Origin of the sequence: Mesorhizobium sp. XAP4 (genome assembly GCF_029269325.1) — a bacterium.
In the GTDB taxonomy this organism is placed as follows: Bacteria; Pseudomonadota; Alphaproteobacteria; order Rhizobiales; family Rhizobiaceae; genus Mesorhizobium; species Mesorhizobium ciceri.
Map to the genome: position 1 here is coordinate 356,951 of NZ_JARIXW010000001.1, position 16,905 is coordinate 373,855.

Here is a 16,905-nt window from a genome sequence, read left to right on the forward strand (position 1 = left end):
GAGGCACAGTGCCGCAAGAGCAGAAACCCGCAGTCTCACCGGACCGGCTACCTCCGTCAGAAAAAGCGGTCCGATCATCAAGGGGAACAAGGATGATGCGTAACCTAACAGGACAATTTCGCGCGCTCGTGATGGCCGCCGCCATCGGGCTCGCCGCCGCCCCGGCGGCCTACGCGGCCGATGCGGCCATTCCCACCACGCCCGAGGCAGGAGCGTTCAAGATCGGCATCGAGCCCTGGCTCGGCTATGGCCAGTGGCATGTCGCCGAGGCCAAGGGCCTGTTCAAGACGAACGGGCTGAGCGACGTCCAGATCGTCAACTTCGCCGAGGACAAGGACATCAATGCAGCACTTGCAAGCGGCCAGCTCGACGCCGCCAACATCGCCACCCACACGGCGATGGGCATGGTTGCGGCCGGCCTGCCGGTGAAGATCGTGCTGCTGCTCGACGTCTCCATGACCGCCGACGCGATCATCGCCGGCAAGGACGTCACCTCCATCGCGGACCTCAAGGGCAAGCAGGTGGCCTTCGAGGAAGGCACGACGAGCGACATCCTGCTCAAATACGCGCTCACCAGGAACGGCATGTCGATCGACGATGTGAAGCCGGTTCCGATGCCTGCGTCCGACGCCGGCAGCGCCTTGATCGCCGGCCAGGTGCCGGTCGCGGTGACCTATGAACCGTACCTCACCGTCGCCATGGCGCAGAACAAGGACCTCAAGCTGCTGTTCACCGCCGGCGAGGATCCCGGCCTGATCAGCGACGTGCTGGTGGTGCGTGACGAGGTGATCAAGTCGCGGCCCGGCCAAGTGCTGGCCATGATCAAGAGCTGGGACGCAGCGCTCAAGGACTACAATGCCGATACGCCCGGTGGGCGCGCCATCATCGCCAAAGCTGTCGGTTCGGACGTCAAGGACCTCAACACCGCCTTTGACGGCGTGCGTTACTACTCACTCGCCGAAAACAAGGCGGCGCTGACCGGTGATTTCACCACCAAGACCTTCGCCGATGTCGAAGCCGCCGCCAAGAACGCCAAGCTGCTGCAGGCCGATGTGACGCCGGAGCAGATGATCGACCCGTCATTCGTCAAGGCGGCGGAATGACCAAGGCCGGATCGCGGTGGTGACGCAGATGCCCGGGGAGCGTCCCGCTCAAACGGATCCGGCTCGCCCCACGAAACAGGCGAGGCGTCGCCGATCCTCCGGCATCGGCGTGCCCATCGCCAGGTCGCGCTTCCTGGTGATCGCGGTGGCCGTGTTCGTCGGGCTCGGCCTTGCCTGGTGGGCGGCGACCGGACTGGGGTTGGTAAAGCCGATCTTCCTGCCATCGCCGGGCAGCGTCGCTATGCAGATCGCCAAGCTCGCGGCCGACGGCACGTTGTGGCTGGACCTCAAAGCCTCGATGTACCGTATCTCCATCGGCTTCCTCATCGCCTCGGCCCTGTCGATACCGATCGGCGTGCTGATCGGCAGTTTCCGTTCCTGGGAAGCGGCCATCGAGCCGCTGGTGGATTTCATCCGCTACATGCCGGTCGTCGCTTTCGTGCCGCTCTCCATCCTGTGGGCCGGCACCGGCGATTCGCAGAAATTCCTGATCATCTTTATCGGCACGTTCTTCCAGCAAGTGCTGATGATCATGGACAATGTGAAACGGGTTCCAGCCGATTTCATCGGCCTTGGGCGCACGCTAGGCCTGCCGGATCGCAAGATCCTGACGCGCATCGTCGTGCCCAGTGCCTTGCCGGGCATCTGGGATACGCTGCGCATCAGCTTGGGCTGGGCATGGACCTGGCTGGTGCTGGCCGAACTCGTCGCCGCCACTTCGGGGCTCGGTTATCGCATCACCGTGTCGCAGCGCTATTTCCAGACCAACACCATCATCGGCTACATCCTGCTGCTCGGCCTGCTTGGCCTCATCACCGACCAGGTGATGAAGGCGCTGGAAAAGGTGCTGTTCAAGCAAGAGGGCCGCTCGCAATGAGGTCCAGCCGATGAGCCCCAAATTGCGGATCGCCGGTCTCCACAAGAGCTTCGGCACGGGCGAGCGGCGCACGGAAGTACTGCGCGGTATCAACCTCGATCTTGCCGACAACGAGTTCGTCTCCCTGGTCGGCACGTCGGGCTGCGGCAAGAGCACGCTGCTGTCGATCGTGGCCGGACTGCAGGACTTCGACGCGGGCGATCTCAGCATCGATGGCGCGCCGATCCTGCAGCCTGGTCTCGACCGTGGCGTCGTCTTTCAGTCCTACACGCTGCTTCCCTGGCTGACGGCGCGGCAGAACATCGAGTTTGCCCTCAAGGCCGCTGGTTACGATCGCCCGACCTGCCGCAGGATCGCGCTGGAGCATCTCGAACTCGTCAAGCTGTCTGGTAGTGCGGACCGCTATCCGGCCGAACTCTCGGGCGGCATGAAACAACGCGTCGCCATTGCGCGCGCGCTTTCCTACCGGCCCAAGATGCTGTTGATGGACGAGCCCTTCGGCGCGCTCGATGCCTTGACCCGGCATCAGATGCAGGAACTGCTGACCCAGATCTGGGAGGAACACAGGTTGACCGTCCTGTTTGTCACCCATGATGTGGAGGAGGCCGTCTATCTGTCGGACCGCATCGTCGTCATGGGCATCGGCCCGGGACGTATCACGCAGACATTCAACGTGGATATCGAGCGCCCGCGCCGCGAAGAGGTGATGGAAAGCCCTGTATTCATGGATCTGCAACGCGGCGTGCACAAGGCCATCCGCGAGGGTTCAAAACGCCCCGAAATGGCCTAGGCGCCTGCGGTCGTTTGCAGGTCCAATCAGGTCGCCTTGCCGACTGCCGCGTCCAGTTCCAGCTCGCCTTCGGAAATGTCGTGGAACGAGGCGTAGTTCATGTTGTAGAGGCGGGCGTAGAGGCCTTTTCTTGCCATCAGCTGTTCGTGGTTGCCGCTTTCGACGATCTCGCCGTTCTGCAGCACGATGATGCGGTCGGCGCCGCGGATAGTGGCCAGACGGTGGGCGATGACCAGCCCGGTGCGGCCTTCCAGCAGCGTGATCAGCGCCTTCTGGATCAGCATCTCGGTGTAGGAATCGATGCTGGCCGTGGCTTCGTCGAGCACCAGGATCTTTGCATCCGCCACCAGCGCGCGCGCAAAGCTGATCAGCTGGCGCTGGCCCAGCGAGAGATTGCCGCCGCGCTGCTCGAGTTCGGTATCGTAGCCATCTGGCAGGTTCTCGATGAAATCGTGCGCGCCGACGGCTTGTGCGGCGCGGACCACCTCCTCGCGGCTGGCTGATGTCTTGTGGTAGCGGATGTTTTCCAGCACCGAGCCGGAAAACAGGAACGGCTCCTGCAGCACCATCGCGACCTGATCGCCGAGCGAATCCTGGGTCAGGTCACGCACATCATGGCCGCCGACCAGAACCTCACCCGACCAGACATCGTAGAAGCGGTGCACCAGCGCCATCGAGCTCGACTTGCCCGATCCGGTCGGGCCGACCAGGGCCACGGTCTCGCCCGGGTTGACGCGGAAGGAGATGTTCTTCAGCACCGGCTGGTTCGGCCTATAGCCGAAGGTGACGTTCCTGAACTCGACCGAGCCGTCCATGTCGCGCGACAGCGCCACGGCACCGTGCCTGTCTCTGATGTCGACCGGCACGTCGAGCACTTCGGAGATGCGCTGGCCCGAAGCCATGGCTCGCTGCATGACGCTGTATTGCATGGTCAGCGAGCGGATCGGGTCGAAGAAGCGCTGGATGTAGAACAGGAACGCCACCATGACGCCGATGTCGAGGCTGTGCGAGAGCACCATCGACCCGCCGACGACGATGACAGTTGCCATGGCGATGCCGGTCAGCGTGTCGACGATCGGCACCATTACCTGCGCGTATTTCGCCGACCTCAAATGGGCATTGAGGTTGGCCAGCACCTTTTCGTCGTAGAGGTCGAAATTGACGTGCTGGCGCTCGAGGCTCTGCACCGTGCGCACGCCATGGATGCCTTCGGCCAGTGCGCCGTTGGCGATCGAGTTGGTTTCGTGCGCGGCCATGAAGGCGACCTTGGCGCGCGGCAGCCAGAAAAGGCGCACGATGAACAGCACCGGCATGGTCGACAGCGTCAGCAGGCCCAGTCGGAAATCGAGCCACAAAAGCACGCTGACAATGCCGAACAACAGCACGATGTCGCCTACCGACATCACCGATGTTTCGAGGAATTCCTGCATCGAATTGACGTCGCCCTGCAGGCGCGACATCAGCCGCCCGACCTCGGTCTTGTCCATGAAGCTCAGCGAGACCCGTTGCAGATGGCTGAACATGGCGCGGCGCAGGTCCGACAGCACGTTTTCGGCCACCTTGCCGACGACGCTTTCCTGCACATAGCTGGCGGCATAGTTGATCAGGATGATCACGGCGAAAGCGCTGATCGCGGCGATCATCACCGATTGGTCCAGCTTGCCAGCCGTCATGCCGTGGTCGATGGCGTAGCGGATGACCAGCGGGATCGCCAGTTGCGTCAGCGTGAACACCAGCACCGCGGCGAGTGAGATGAAAATCCGGTTCTGATACGGCCTCACGAAGCTCCAGATACGCCGCACGATGCGCGGGTCATAAGCTTTGCCGAAGACCTCTTCGTCGTCGCGGTGCGAGCCCACGACCGCCTTTGTCGGTGGCCCGCTGGTGTCTTCCTTCTCGTCGTCGGCCGGTGTCTGCATCACGCGGCTCCCGCCACGGGCCGCTCATCGTCCGGCCGCAACTGCAGGTCATGGAGCGCGCGGTAGCGTCCACCGAGCGCCAGCAACTCCTCATGCGTGCCGCGCTCGACGATCCGGCCGCCCTCGACGAACAGGATCTGGTCGGCATGCATCAGCGAACTCAGCCGGTGCGAGATGATGAGTGTCACGCGATCCCTGGCGAAGCGTTTCATCGCTGCCCGGATCCGCTGTTCGGTGCCGGCGTCGATGGCCGCGGTGGAATCATCGAAGACCAGCACGGACGGCCGCAGCATCAGGCTGCGGGCGATGGTCAGGCGCTGCCGCTGGCCACCGGAAAGCGACGCGCCGCGTTCGCCGACGACCGTGGTGTAACCGGCTGGGAGGCCCATGATGTAGTTGTGCAGCTGCGCGTACTCGGCTGCCTGCCCGATGCGGGTCTCGCGCGCCCAGGGATTGCCGTAGGCGATGTTGTTCTCGATCGAGGTGGTGAACAGGAACGCGTCCTGCTGCACGACGCCGACGGCCTTGCGCAACGATTGCAGCGTCACCTTGCGGATGTCCTGGCCGTCGATGGTTATCGCGCCTGAGGTGACGTCGTAGAAGCGCGGGATCAGGTGCGCGATGGTCGACTTGCCGCTGCCTGGCGGGCCGACGATGCCGATGGTCTCGCCGGACCTCGCCTCGAAGGAGATGCCCGACAGAGTCGGCCGGTCGCCCGCGCCCTCGTAGCGGAAGCCGACATTGTGGAAGCGCAGCACGCCATCGGTGACGACGAGATCCTTGGCGCCGGGCGCGTCCTCGATGTCGAGTTCGGCGTCGAGCAGTTCGAATAGCCGGCTGCCGCAGGTCGAGGCGCGCGCGAAGGAATTGACCATCAGCCCGAGCTGGCGCACCGGCATCTGCAGGATGGTCATGAAGGTGAGGAACTGGGCGAGCGTGCCGACGCTGATCTGACCCGCGATCACCTTCTGGCCGCCGAACCAGAGCACCAGCCCCATGGCGACCAGGAAGGAAAAATTCATGGCGCTGGTGTTGGAGACGCGGATGTCGACGCGCCGATTGGCAAGCTCCAGCGCCGACAGCTTGGCGCGGTCGAATTTGTCGAGCTCATGCCGCTGTGCCGCAAAGGCCCGCACGACGCGGATGCCGCCGAGGTTCTCATCCATCACCCGGCTCAGCACAGACAACCGCTCCTGCAACGTCAGCCAGGTGCTGCGCAGTTTGAGCTGGGTGACCGAGGACCGCCAGGCAACGAACGGCACGAAGCTCAGGCTGAGCAGCCCGAGCATGAGATCGGTGCTGATCAGGAGATAGGCGCCGACGCCGATCAGCACGCCGAGCAGGACGACGCGCAGGATGCCGGTGGAGAAGAACATGCGCACGCCGTCGAGATCGAGCAGGCCGAGCGTGATCAAATCGCCGGTGTGGACCCTGTCGTGGTAGGCGAAGCTCAGGCGCTGGATCTTCTCGTAGAAGGCGAGCCGCAGTTCATAGCCGGTGCGATGACCGACGGCCTCGCCATAGTAGTTCTGCGCCATGGTGAAGAGGCCGCGCAGGATCGAGACGACGAGCAGCGTCAGCGCCGTGTTCCACAGCGCCTGTTCCGCCGCAGCGCCGGCACCCGCGGCCATCACACCTTGCGCCTGGTCGATGGCGCGTCCCAGCAGGCGTGGAATGAAAAGCTGCAGCGTCGCGGCAATGAAGGTCGAGACGATGGTGATGGCGACCTGCCAGGGATGGCGCAGTGTCATGCGCACGATGCGAAGCAAGGTGCTGAGGCCCTTGCCCCAGGACGCTTCCGCGACGTGAGCAAACGATTTGCCGCGCTCCGGCGCGCTGCTGGTTGCTTGCGTGTTCAAGGAAAATATCCAAACCAATCCGGACGTTAGTCCGGACTAATAAAGCAGACTCAATGTGAGCGGTTGACTTGGCGCTATGTTACGCGGGTCTGGCTTGGCCCTTCAAGAGCCAATGCCGGCATCGCACTGTGCCTGAAGGAAAGCGAACATGCGGCTGTGACCCGGCTGGCACCAGCGGCGGAATCCTGCCGATCTTGCCGAAGGGCGTTGGCCGGACGAGGCCAGCACTTAGCTGTACGCAAGCGCCGGCCGGACGGCATGCGACCTTCCATCCGGCCGGAATCCGGTTTGCTAGGCAGGTATCAGGATGGCGATCCGATGCACGCCGACCTCCTTGCTTGTATTTGTCGCCTCGTCGGTCTTGCCTTTGGCGCAGGTGTACATGTCACCCGTCTTGAGCTTGAATTCCTTGTCGGCCTTCTTGATCGTGAACGCACCTGAAGCAATGGTGCAGACCATATCGTTGTCCATCACCATCTGAGGCGCGTGTGCGCCGGGCTGAAATACCACGTCGACAATTGCGATGCTCTTGTAGGCGGGAATGTCGGAGTTGCCGGTGCTGACCTCAACCACCCTGACACCGGGCGCAATCTCCTTGCCTTCCTTCGGGCCGTATTTCTTCGCTGATGCCGCCAGGGTGAACAGAGGCGTTATCGCGGCAGCCGTCACACCGAGAGCAATTGCAGACCTGCGATTCATGGTTTTCATTGCATCCTCCCACGTCTTCGTCACGAACGAATGTGCATGACAGTTATATATTAGCACAAATGAATGTACTTGTATGCGAGGAAGCGGCCCAACCACGGCGGCAGGAACTCCGCAGCAGCCGTCGGAGAGGTTCCAGACATCGACGATCTGCTTGCCGCTAAAACCCTGCCACTGCTGCGGACCTTCGGGCGCTCAGACACCCTTGCCGTGCCGCCAGCAGGCGATCAGATGCCCTGCCGCGGTCTCTCGGGCCGGCGGCTCCGCCTTTCGGCAGTCGGGCAGGACCAGCGGGCAGCGGTCGGCGAAGGAGCACCCCGTATTCGGGACACCGGCTGCCTCGATCTCGATTGGAGCGGATAGTCTCGGCGCAGCTTCGTCGGAGGACGCAGCCAAAAGCAGGGCCGTATAGGGGTGGTTGGGGCCGCGAAAGATCTGGTCGGATGTGCCGGTTTCGACCAGGCGTCCGCGATAGAGCACGCCGATCCTGTCGGCCATGTAGCGCACCACCCTGAGGTCGTGGCTGATGAACAGATAGGTCGTGTCCTTGTCGCGCTGCAGGTCGTTGAGCAGGTTGAGAACGGTCGCCTGGACGGAGACGTCGAGCGCGGAGGTCGGTTCATCGAGCACGACGACCTTCGGCACGCCGGCGAAGGCGCGCGCGATTGCCGCCCGCTGCCGCTGGCCGCCGGACAGCGAACGCGATTTCTGCTCGGCCGTGGCGCCGGCGAGGCGAACCGATTGCAGCAGGTCGCCGACGCGGGCTCTCACCTCGCTGCGGCGCAGGCCGGCGAGCCTGCGCAGCGGGCGGCCTAGGATCGTGCCGATCCGCTGGCGCGGATTGAGCGTGCGATCCGGCGACTGGAAGACCATCTGCACGTCGCGGCGTTCGGCAAGGTTTCTCTTCTCGACGCGCGGCGCGACCGTCCTGCCGAACAGTTCGACCGATCCGGCGCTTGGCGTCTGCAGGCCGGTGACGATCCGTGCCAGGGTCGACTTGCCAGAACCGGACTCGCCGATCAGCCCGAAGGTCTCGCCCTGGCCGATGTCGAGATCGACGTGGTGCAGCACTGGCTGGCTGCCGAAGGCGTGACTGATGCCTTTGCAGGCGATCGCGATGCGGCGTTCTTTTGGCAGGCCGGCGTCTTCGCCTTGGGCTGTTGGGTGCGCTGGCACGCCGTCCGTCTCCGCCAGTCTTCCGTCCCGCTTGGTGTAGTTGAGCGCCGGGATCGAGGCGATGAGCGCCTTGGTGTAGGCGTGAGAGGGGTTGTCGAAGACATCGCTCGCAACGCCGCTTTCGACCACGGTTCCCGCCTGCATCACTGCCACCCGGTCGCAGGAGCGGCGGATCATATTGATGTCGTGGCTGATCAGCAGGATGCTGGTTTTGTGATCCTTGCGTAAGTCGGAGAGGATGGCGATGATCTCGGACTGGACGCTGGCGTCGAGCGCCGTCGTCGGCTCATCCAGCACCAGCAGCGATGGGTCGAGCGCAATGGCAATGGCGATGTTGGCGCGCTGCTGCATGCCGCCGGAGAGTTCGTGCGGATAGAGATCCAGCACCCGCTCCGGATGGCTGACCCGGACGCGGCCCAGCAGTTCGGCGGCGCGCCCGCGCGCCTCTTCGAGGCGAACCGGGCGATGCCGCATGACCGTCTCGGTGATCTGGCGGCCGATCGTCATGCTTGGATTGAGGGCAGCACCGGGATGCTGGTAGACGGCGGCGATATGATTTCCCCTGAGCCGGCGCAGCTGCTCGGCGGAAAGGTCGCGGATTTCGCGGCCGTGGAATTCCAGCGCCGACGCAGCGATGCGGGCGTTTTTCGGCAGATAGCGCAATATGGCGAGCGCCACCGAGCTTTTGCCCGATCCTGACTCGCCAACCAGGCCGAGCGCTTCGCCTTCGCCGATGTGCAGTGACACGCCGCTGACGGCGGGATGCGATCCCTTGCGCCCGTCATAGGCCACGGACAGCTGGTCTACGTTCAGAACCGAGGAGGACATGGGGACTTGAAACCACTTTCTTCCAGCGCCGCCATCGAGGGCAATCGCTTCCGCTTTCGCAATGTATTATCTCTATAAAATTACTCGAATTAAGCCGGAGCGCAATCTACCTTTCTCGCATCAGCAGAGATTGTCGCCGTCTGCCGAGGCAGCGCGACGGTCTCCGGAGCAGATCTGGAAGGAGGCCCGGCATGGCTCGAGACCACATGATCCTCAGCGCATTCTTCTTCAACCCGCAGGGCGATCATCGGATGTCGTGGCGCCACCCGAGGGCGCCGGGGCGGGAGGTGCTGGATTTCGAATTCTACCGCGATCTCGTGCAGGCGGCCGAACGCGCCAGGATCGACACCATCTTCGTCGCCGACCACGTGTCGATCTGGGATTCAGTCAAGAGCGGCGTCGCCCATTACGCCAATGCCCGCCTCGAACCGCTGACGCTGCTATCGGCGCTGGCTAGCGTGACCAAGCATATCGGCCTGATCACCACGGCGTCGAGTTCCTACAGCGAGCCGTACAATGTGGCGCGCATGTTCGCCTCGCTCGACCATATCAGCAAGGGCAGGGCGTCGTGGAACGTCGTCACCTCGGCCATGGATGAGGAGGCGCGCAATTTCGGCCGCGACGGCAATATCGAACATGCTTTCCGCTATGAACGCGCGGCCGAATTCCTCGATATCGTCAAGGCGCTGTGGGACAGCTGGGAAGACGAGGCGCTGCTGATCGACAAGGCGTCAGGCCATTTCGCCGACCCCGACAAGGTCCATCCCATCGATCACAAGGGCAAGCACTTCAAGGTGCGTGGGCCGCTCAACGTCTCGCGGCCGCCGCAAGGCCATCCGCTAATCGTCCAGGCCGGCTCGTCCGAAGATGGCAAGAACTTCGCCACCGCCCAGGCCGATGCGCACTTCGCCATCTACAGCACCAAGGAGGATGGCATCAAATACCGTCAGGACATCAACGAGCGGCTGGCCCGCCACGGCAGGCGGCCGGAGAGCTTCAAGATCCTGCCCGGCATCCTGCCGATCGTCGCCGCCTCCGAAGCGGAAGGCCGGGAAAAGCAGGAATACCTGCAGACCTTGCTGCCGGATCAGGTCGGCATCGACCTTCTGTCGAGCTGGAGCGGGTTGGACCTGTCGCTGTTCCCGCCGGACGGGCCGCTGCCGCCGCTGCCGGACGAAAGCACGTTCAATGGCGGGCGCACATCGCTCAACCGGGTCAAGCAGTGGGCGAAGCAGAATCTCAGCCTGCGCGAGATCGCGCGCAAGCTCGCCAACAGCGGTTCGGTGCCGACGGTTGCCGGCACGCCGGTACAGATCGCGGACCAGTTGCAGGACTGGTTCGTTTCGGGTGCCGCTGACGGCTTCAACCTGATGTTCCCGCTGCTGCCAGAAGACTGGGTGAATTTTGCCGAACAGGTGGTGCCGGAGCTGCAGCGGCGCGGCGTCTTCCCGACCGAATACGGGCCGGGAACGTTGCGCGACCGTTTCGGCCTGGCGCGGCCCGCCAACCGCTTCGCCGAGCAGCGCGACAATGCGCGTGCCGTGTCCTGACCGGAAGAACGATCATGACCGTCGCACCAAGATTGCAGCCGCGCGAAGCGACCGCGCCGCAGCTCGTCAATGTCCTGCACAGCCCCAAGCGTGTGCGCGTCAAATTCGGCGGCCGCACCATCGCCGACAGCCGCAACGTGCTGGTGCTGCGCTCCAATCATTTCCTGCCGATCTATTTCTTCCCGCCGTCAGCGGTCGACCCATCGGTGCTGAAACCTTCGCTGCATCGCGAGCCGCATCCGGTCGGTGGCGAGACCGCCTATTGGGATATCGACAGCGGCGACAGGCGCAGCGCCAACGCGGCGTGGTCGTTCGTGTCGCCGCCGGATGAAAACCTGGCGCCGCTGGCCGGCCGCATTGCATTCACCTGGAAGGCCGTCGACCAGTGGTTCGAGGAGGAAGAGGAAGTCTTCGTCCACGCCCGCGATCCCTATGCACGCATCGATGTTCTGCAAAGCTCGAGCCATTTGCAGATCTGGTTCGACGGCGAGCCGATCGCCGACAGCCACCGCCCGGTGCTGCTGTTCGAGACGCATCTGCCGACGCGTTTTTATCTGCCCGCGGAAGACATCCGGCTGGAGCGGCTGACGGCGTCCGTCACCACGACGCGATGTCCCTACAAGGGCATCGCCTCTTACTGGTCCGGCCTGCTGAGCGACGGTTCGGTGCGCCCTGATATCGCCTGGAGCTACCGGGATCCCATTGAGGAAATGCCGAAGATCAAGGGCCTCATCGCCTTCTATCCGCAGGCCGTCGACCGCATCCATCTCGACGGCGAGCCCGTCGCATAGATTTTCAATCTTCATTTCAAAGCAGGGTTTCAAAATGACCAGACGCAGAGATATCGACGCAGTTCGCAATCTGTCGGGGGACATCTGGAATGTCGCCGTCGACGAACATCAGGGCGGCTTTCTCAAGCGCCGCGATCTCCTCAGATATGCCGCACTGCTCGGCCTGACCGGCTTTGCCGCCTCGCAGGGGTTGGGAGGCGCACGCGCCGCGGCTGCCGGCGGCGGCACGGTTCGCGTCGGGCTCGGCCAGCCGACCAAGGCGATCGATCCGGTTTCGGTCACCGATCCGGCCAGCATCGGGGTGATCAGCCAGGTCGGCGAGTATCTGATCCTCGACGATCCGAAGGATGGTCTGCAGCCGAAGCTGGCTCTGTCCTGGGAGGCCAACGAGACGGCCAGCCGCTGGACCTTCAAATTGCGGCAAGGGGTAAAATTCCACGATGGCCGCGCGGTCACCGCCAAAGACGTTGTGGCGAGCTTCGAGCGGCTGGTCGATCCGGCCAGCGGCTCGTCGGCGTTGTCCGCCTACAAGGGCATCCTGTCCAAGGGCGGCGCCAAGCTGGTCGACGACGAAACCGTCGCCTTCGATCTCGACGGTCCGAACAGCAACTTCCCGTTCTATGTCTCCTCCGACGTCTACAATGCCGTCATCCTGCCTGCCGACTATGCCGGTGATTTCGAGAAGACTTTCAACGGCACCGGTCCGTTCAAGCTCGAATCCTTCCGCCCCAAGCAAGGCGCCAGCTTCGTGCGCAATGAGAATTACTGGGGCGACAAGGCGCTGCCCGACCGGATCGAGATCAAGTTCTTCGACGACGAGCAGGCACAGGTGCTAGCTTTGCAGGCCGGCCAGCTCGACGTGATCCCAAGCACGACGCGGCTGGAGCTGGCGATCGAGGGCAATCCCAACTTCAAGCTGCTGAGCGTGCAGGCGAGCTCGCACGACCAGGTGCATCTCAGGACCGACCAGGCGCCGTTTACCGACAAGCGCATCCGCCGCGCGCTGGCGCTCACGATCGACCGAGAGGCTGTGGTCAAGGGCCTGCTCAAGGGCCGCGCCATCGTCGGCAACGACACGCCGTTCGCGCCGATCTTCCCCTCGGCCGATCCATCGGTGCCGCAGCGCAAGCAGGACACTGCCGAGGCCAAGCGGCTGCTTGGCGAGGCGGGCGTGCCCAACGGCTTCGAGGTGACGCTGACCACCGAACGCGCCTATGACATTCCCGACTATGCGGTCATCATCCAGAACTTCGCCAAGAAGGCCGGCATCGACGTCAAGCTCAATGTCCTGCCGCAGGACGCCTATTACGGCTCGGCGACGTTTGGCAGTTCGCCATGGCTGGATTCGGTGCTCGGCATCACCGACTATGGCCACCGCGGCACGCCCGACATCTTCCTCAACGCCACGCTAAAGAGTTCGGGAGCTTGGAACGCGGCACATTTCAACAACCCGGCCTATGACGCGCTGCTGCTTGACTACTCGAAGGCGCGCGACCTGCAGGCACAGCGCCTTGTTGCCCGCAAGATTCAGACCTTGCTGCTCGACGAGACGCCGGCGATCATCAGCTACTTCTCGCAATACAGCCGCATCGTCAGCTCCAAGGTCGAGGGCGTGCGCTTCACCGCGATTTCGCATCTCCTGCTCGACCGCGTTTCCTTCGTCCAGGCATGATCGCGACATGCTGACCGGTCGCATTCTGTCAACGCGTGTGGGCACACTTGTCCTCACCCTGTGGCTGGTCAGCATTCTGGTGTTCTTCGCCGGGCAGGTCCTGCCCGGCGATGTGGGCCGTGTCATGCTCGGGCCTTTTGCCGACGCGCAAGCGGTGGCGGAACTGAACAAGCGGCTAGGCGCCGACCAACCGGTTCTCGTCCAGTATTGGCTCTGGTTCAGCAAAGCGGTCACCGGTGACTTCGGCACCTCGCTGTCGATGCGCGGGCCGGTGGCGCCCTTCGTGCTGGAAAGCCTCAAGCGCTCCGCGGCGCTTGCCGGGATTATTTTGCTCTTCCTCGTTCCGCTCGGCGTTGGTGCCGGCGTCATCGCCGGTCTCAATGCCGGCCGCCTCATCGACCGGCTGATCGTGATGGCGGGCGTCTCCTTCGGCATTGTGCCTGATTTCGTTTCCGGCCTGATGCTGCTCATCGTTTTCGGCCTGTGGCTGAACTGGTTCCCGATCTCCGGCGTTGCGCCCGATGGCGCGGGCTTCTGGACGCATGGCTATTATCTGATCCTGCCGGCGCTGCCGCTGGTGCTGAACCTTTCCGGCTATATCGCCCGGATGACGCGAGCAGGCGTGATCGAGGCGATCGCCGCCGATTACACGCGCACCGCCGTCCTGAAAGGGCTCGAGCGGCGCGAGATCATCTTTCGGCACGTGCTGCGCAATGCGCTGACGCCGACCGTCGCGGTGCTGGCGACGCAGACCGGATACATGCTGGGTGGGCTGGTGGTGATCGAGGCGTTGTTCGGCATCCAGGGACTTGGCAATCTGGTCCTGAACGCGGCCAAGGCCCGTGATTTCCCGATGCTGGAGGCAGGCGTATTGGTGATGGCGGCCATCTTCGTGCTGTCGGCGGCGGCCGGCGACCTCTTGCTGGCGCTGCTCGATCCGCGGCAACGCCGCCGGACCTCGCCATGACGGATCTGGCCGAGTTTCCCGCACCGCAGCGCGCCGTGGCGGGCTTTTCGACAATGCGCCGGATTCGCAGTGCTTTCGCCGGATTGCCGCCGTCGGTCGTGGTCGGATTGCTGCTGCTTTTGTTCTGGGTCGCTTGCGCCATAGCAGGCAACCTCTTCGTTCCCTACGATCCCTATGCCGAGGATTTCCTGGCGACGCTGACGCCGCCCGATGCGCTGCACTGGTTCGGGACCGATCAGCTCGGCCGCGATGTGCTGTCCCGCATCATCGTCGGTTCGCGCGACATCCTGCTGGTTGCGCCGCTGGCGACGCTGGCCGGGGTTGCCGCCGGCAGCATCATCGGCCTGGTGCTCGGCTATTTCGAGGGCCTCACTGATGCCATCGGCGCGCGGCTGCTCGATACGCTGATGGCGTTTCCGTTCATCGTTCTCGTCACCATGACGCTGGTGGCGATCGGCCCGTCGAACCTGACCGTCATCCTGGTGATCGGCATCGCCTACGCGCCGCTGGTGGCGCGCACCGTTCGCGCCGCCGTGCGTGAGCAGAAGCAGCGCGACTATGTCAGCGCCGGGCGCCTCGGCGGCGAGGGCGCGCTCGCCATCATGTTCCTGGAGATCCTGCCCAACATCAGGGAAACGATCCTCATCGAGCTCGTCACAAGGCTGGGCTACGCGTTCTTCTCGATCGCGACGCTGAGCTTTCTCGGCCTCGGCATTCAGCCGCCATCGGCCGACTGGGGACTGGCCGTCGCCGACGGCTATGGCTTCCTGACCGGCGGAAAATGGTGGGTCGTCGTCTTCAATTCCGGGGCAATCGTCTCGCTGGTGATGGCGACCAACCTGATCGCACAAGGCATTGGCGCCTTCGAGAATAGCGATGCATGAGCCTTGATCCGGGCGCCAAAAAATCTCTTTTGCATTGAAGCCTGACGCGCATCCTTATATCGCATGACTATGAAGAAAATCGGTTTCCTGTCGTTCGGGCACTGGACGCCCTCGTCGCAATCGCAAGTGCGCTCGGCTTCGGACGCGCTTTTGCAATCCATCGACCTCGCCGTCGCCGCCGAGCAACTGGGCGCGGATGGCGCCTATTTCCGCGTGCATCATTTCGCCCGCCAGCTCGCTTCGCCGTTCCCGCTGCTGGCGGCAGTCGGCGCCAAGACCAGCCGCATCGAGATCGGCACCGCGGTCATCGACATGCGCTACGAGAACCCGCTCTACATGGCCGAGGATGCCGGTGCCGCCGACATCATCGCCGGCGGGCGCCTGCAACTCGGCATCAGCCGTGGCTCGCCCGAGCAGGTGATCGATGGCTGGCGCCATTTCGGCTACGCGCCGCCGGAAGGCAAAAGCGACGCCGACATGGCGCGGCATCATGCCGAGGTCTTCCTCGAGACGCTGCGGGGCGAGGGGTTCGCCCAACCCAATCCGCGGCCGATGTTCCCCAATCCGCCCGGCCTCTTGCGCCTCGAGCCGCATTCGGAGGGTCTGCGCGAGCGGATCTGGTGGGGTGCGGCCACCAACGCCACGTCGGAATGGGCAGCCAGGCTCGGCATGAACCTGCAGAGCTCGACGCTCAAATTCGACGAGAGCGGCAAGCCGTTCCACATCCAGCAGGCCGAGCAGATCCGCATCTATCGCGAGGCCTGGAAGGCAGCCGGCCACAAGCGCGAGCCGCGCGTCTCGGTCAGCCGCAGCATCTTCGCGCTGGTCGACGATCGCGACCGCGCCTATTTCGGCCGCGGCAATGAGAGCCGCGACCAGATCGGCTTCATCGAGGAGAACACCAAGGCGATTTTCGGGCGCAGCTACGCGGCCGAGCCGGATGTGCTGATCAAGGAATTGGCGCAGGACGAGGCGATCGCCGAAGCCGATACGCTGCTGCTCACCGTTCCGAACCAGCTCGGCGTCGACTACAATGCGCATGTCATCGAGGCGATCCTGACCCATGTCGCTCCAGCGCTGGGCTGGCGCTGACGCCGGATCGATCAGGGCCGAGTTTTCCAGGGAGGTACACAATGCCAAAGAAGGCCTTGATCGCCTGGGGCGGCTGGGAGGGCCATACGCCGGAGCAGAGCGCGAAGCTCGTTCGCACCTTGCTTGAGCGAAACGGCTTCGACGTCACGCTCGGCGAAGGCACGGCGATGTTCGCTGGTCCGGAGCTTGCTTCCTTCGATCTCATCGTGCCCGTCATCACGATGTCGACGATCGAAAAGGCCGAGTTGCAGAACCTGACGCTTGCGGTTCGCGGGGGAAGCGGGCTCGGCGGTTTCCACGGGACGATGGGCGACAGTTTCCGCAATGAGCCCGACTATCAGTTCATGACCGGCGGCCAATGGGTGGCGCATCCCGGCAACATCATCGACTACACTGTCGCGATCACCCGGCCGGACGATCCGATCACAAAAGGCATCAGCGATTTCGCCTACCGGTCGGAGCAATATTACATGCATGTCGACCCAAGCAATGAGGTGCTGGCGACCACCACCTTCACCGACGCGCATTTTCCGGGGATAGGCGGCGTTGTCATGCCGGTCGTCTGGAAACGGCGCTATGGGGCGGGGAAGGTTTTCTACAGTTCCCTTGGTCACACGGCGGATGAGTTCGCGGTGCCGGAAATGGCGCTGATGGTGGAGCGGGGTTTGCTTTGGGCGGCGCGGGGGTAGAAG

Annotated in this window: 14 protein-coding genes; 10 read left to right on the top strand and 4 right to left on the bottom strand. The window is 63.7% G+C overall.

The window, feature by feature from the left end; all coding sequences use genetic code 11:
* Window positions 1-92: 92 nt before the first annotated feature.
* The 3 genes from P3C39_RS01805 (at window position 93) to P3C39_RS01815 (ending at window position 2,770) form a co-directional block, all read left to right on the top strand.
* Window positions 93-1,103, top strand: coding sequence for an ABC transporter substrate-binding protein (locus tag P3C39_RS01805; protein ID WP_164745972.1), 1,011 nt, complete (start codon window positions 93-95; stop codon window positions 1,101-1,103).
* A gap of 109 nt (window positions 1,104-1,212) precedes the next feature.
* The gene (locus tag P3C39_RS01810; RefSeq protein WP_027160903.1) at window positions 1,213-1,980 is read left to right on the top strand and encodes an ABC transporter permease; all 768 of its coding nucleotides are present in this window, start codon (window positions 1,213-1,215) and stop codon (window positions 1,978-1,980) included.
* A 10-nt stretch (window positions 1,981-1,990) separates the two neighbouring features.
* Entirely contained in the window at window positions 1,991-2,770 is a 780-nt protein-coding gene (locus P3C39_RS01815) for an ABC transporter ATP-binding protein (protein ID WP_063168688.1), read from the top strand.
* A 26-nt stretch (window positions 2,771-2,796) separates the two neighbouring features.
* Here P3C39_RS01815 and P3C39_RS01820 read toward each other — a convergent pair whose 3' ends face one another.
* The 4 genes from P3C39_RS01820 to P3C39_RS01835 all read right to left on the bottom strand — a co-directional run bounded on the left by P3C39_RS01820 (window position 2,797) and on the right by P3C39_RS01835 (window position 9,257).
* Window positions 2,797-4,689: an ABC transporter ATP-binding protein gene (locus P3C39_RS01820; protein WP_275952533.1), complete on the bottom strand. Its 1,893-nt coding sequence runs from the start codon at window positions 4,687-4,689 to the stop codon at window positions 2,797-2,799.
* A complete protein-coding gene (locus tag P3C39_RS01825) occupies window positions 4,689-6,548 on the bottom strand; it encodes an ABC transporter ATP-binding protein (RefSeq protein ID WP_275952534.1) in 1,860 nt (619 codons plus the stop codon). The genes P3C39_RS01820 and P3C39_RS01825 overlap by 1 nt, the downstream gene beginning before the upstream one ends.
* A 291-nt stretch (window positions 6,549-6,839) precedes the next feature.
* The gene (locus tag P3C39_RS01830; protein ID WP_245459329.1) at window positions 6,840-7,280 is read right to left on the bottom strand and encodes a hypothetical protein; all 441 of its coding nucleotides are present in this window, start codon (window positions 7,278-7,280) and stop codon (window positions 6,840-6,842) included.
* Window positions 7,281-7,448: 168 nt separating this feature from the next.
* Window positions 7,449-9,257 carry an ABC transporter ATP-binding protein gene (locus P3C39_RS01835; RefSeq protein ID WP_275952535.1) on the bottom strand — a complete coding sequence of 603 codons (1,809 nt, stop codon included), beginning with the start codon at window positions 9,255-9,257 and terminating at the stop codon, window positions 7,449-7,451.
* Window positions 9,258-9,448: 191 nt separating this feature from the next.
* Here P3C39_RS01835 and P3C39_RS01840 point away from each other — a divergent pair, with 191 nt between their 5' ends.
* The 7 genes from P3C39_RS01840 (at window position 9,449) to P3C39_RS01870 (ending at window position 16,902) form a co-directional block, all read left to right on the top strand.
* Window positions 9,449-10,807 (top strand): LLM class flavin-dependent oxidoreductase, encoded by a 1,359-nt coding sequence (locus P3C39_RS01840; protein ID WP_024503940.1) that lies wholly within the window; start codon window positions 9,449-9,451, stop codon window positions 10,805-10,807.
* 14 nt (window positions 10,808-10,821) lie between these two features.
* On the top strand, window positions 10,822-11,598 hold the full coding sequence (locus P3C39_RS01845) for a DUF427 domain-containing protein (protein ID WP_024503939.1): 777 nt from the start codon (window positions 10,822-10,824) through the stop codon (window positions 11,596-11,598).
* A 34-nt stretch (window positions 11,599-11,632) separates the two neighbouring features.
* Window positions 11,633-13,270: an ABC transporter substrate-binding protein gene (locus P3C39_RS01850; RefSeq protein ID WP_275952536.1), complete on the top strand. Its 1,638-nt coding sequence runs from the start codon at window positions 11,633-11,635 to the stop codon at window positions 13,268-13,270.
* Between the two features lie 7 nt (window positions 13,271-13,277).
* Window positions 13,278-14,237, top strand: coding sequence for an ABC transporter permease (locus P3C39_RS01855; RefSeq protein ID WP_275952537.1), 960 nt, complete (start codon window positions 13,278-13,280; stop codon window positions 14,235-14,237).
* On the top strand, window positions 14,234-15,121 hold the full coding sequence (locus P3C39_RS01860) for an ABC transporter permease (protein ID WP_275952538.1): 888 nt from the start codon (window positions 14,234-14,236) through the stop codon (window positions 15,119-15,121). The genes P3C39_RS01855 and P3C39_RS01860 overlap by 4 nt, the downstream gene beginning before the upstream one ends.
* Before the next feature lie 69 nt (window positions 15,122-15,190).
* Window positions 15,191-16,213, top strand: coding sequence for an LLM class flavin-dependent oxidoreductase (locus P3C39_RS01865; RefSeq protein WP_224675031.1), 1,023 nt, complete (start codon window positions 15,191-15,193; stop codon window positions 16,211-16,213).
* Between the two features lie 41 nt (window positions 16,214-16,254).
* The gene (locus P3C39_RS01870; protein WP_013530499.1) at window positions 16,255-16,902 is read left to right on the top strand and encodes a ThuA domain-containing protein; all 648 of its coding nucleotides are present in this window, start codon (window positions 16,255-16,257) and stop codon (window positions 16,900-16,902) included.
* Window positions 16,903-16,905 lie beyond the last annotated feature (3 nt).

What these genes read in the sequence shown, in the direction of transcription:
- P3C39_RS01805 (WP_164745972.1), top strand. Translation starts at nt 93, where the DNA reads ATGATGCGTAACCTAACAGGACAATTTCGCGCGCTCGTGATGGCCGCC.
- P3C39_RS01815 (WP_063168688.1), top strand. Translation starts at nt 1,991, where the DNA reads ATGAGCCCCAAATTGCGGATCGCCGGTCTCCACAAGAGCTTCGGCACG.
- P3C39_RS01820 (WP_275952533.1), bottom strand. Translation starts at nt 4,689, where the DNA reads ATGCAGACACCGGCCGACGACGAGAAGGAAGACACCAGCGGGCCACCG.
- P3C39_RS01835 (WP_275952535.1), bottom strand. Translation starts at nt 9,257, where the DNA reads ATGTCCTCCTCGGTTCTGAACGTAGACCAGCTGTCCGTGGCCTATGAC.
- P3C39_RS01840 (WP_024503940.1), top strand. Translation starts at nt 9,449, where the DNA reads ATGGCTCGAGACCACATGATCCTCAGCGCATTCTTCTTCAACCCGCAG.
- P3C39_RS01845 (WP_024503939.1), top strand. Translation starts at nt 10,822, where the DNA reads ATGACCGTCGCACCAAGATTGCAGCCGCGCGAAGCGACCGCGCCGCAG.
- P3C39_RS01850 (WP_275952536.1), top strand. Translation starts at nt 11,633, where the DNA reads ATGACCAGACGCAGAGATATCGACGCAGTTCGCAATCTGTCGGGGGAC.
- P3C39_RS01855 (WP_275952537.1), top strand. Translation starts at nt 13,278, where the DNA reads ATGCTGACCGGTCGCATTCTGTCAACGCGTGTGGGCACACTTGTCCTC.
- P3C39_RS01860 (WP_275952538.1), top strand. Translation starts at nt 14,234, where the DNA reads ATGACGGATCTGGCCGAGTTTCCCGCACCGCAGCGCGCCGTGGCGGGC.
- P3C39_RS01865 (WP_224675031.1), top strand. Translation starts at nt 15,191, where the DNA reads ATGAAGAAAATCGGTTTCCTGTCGTTCGGGCACTGGACGCCCTCGTCG.
- P3C39_RS01870 (WP_013530499.1), top strand. Translation starts at nt 16,255, where the DNA reads ATGCCAAAGAAGGCCTTGATCGCCTGGGGCGGCTGGGAGGGCCATACG.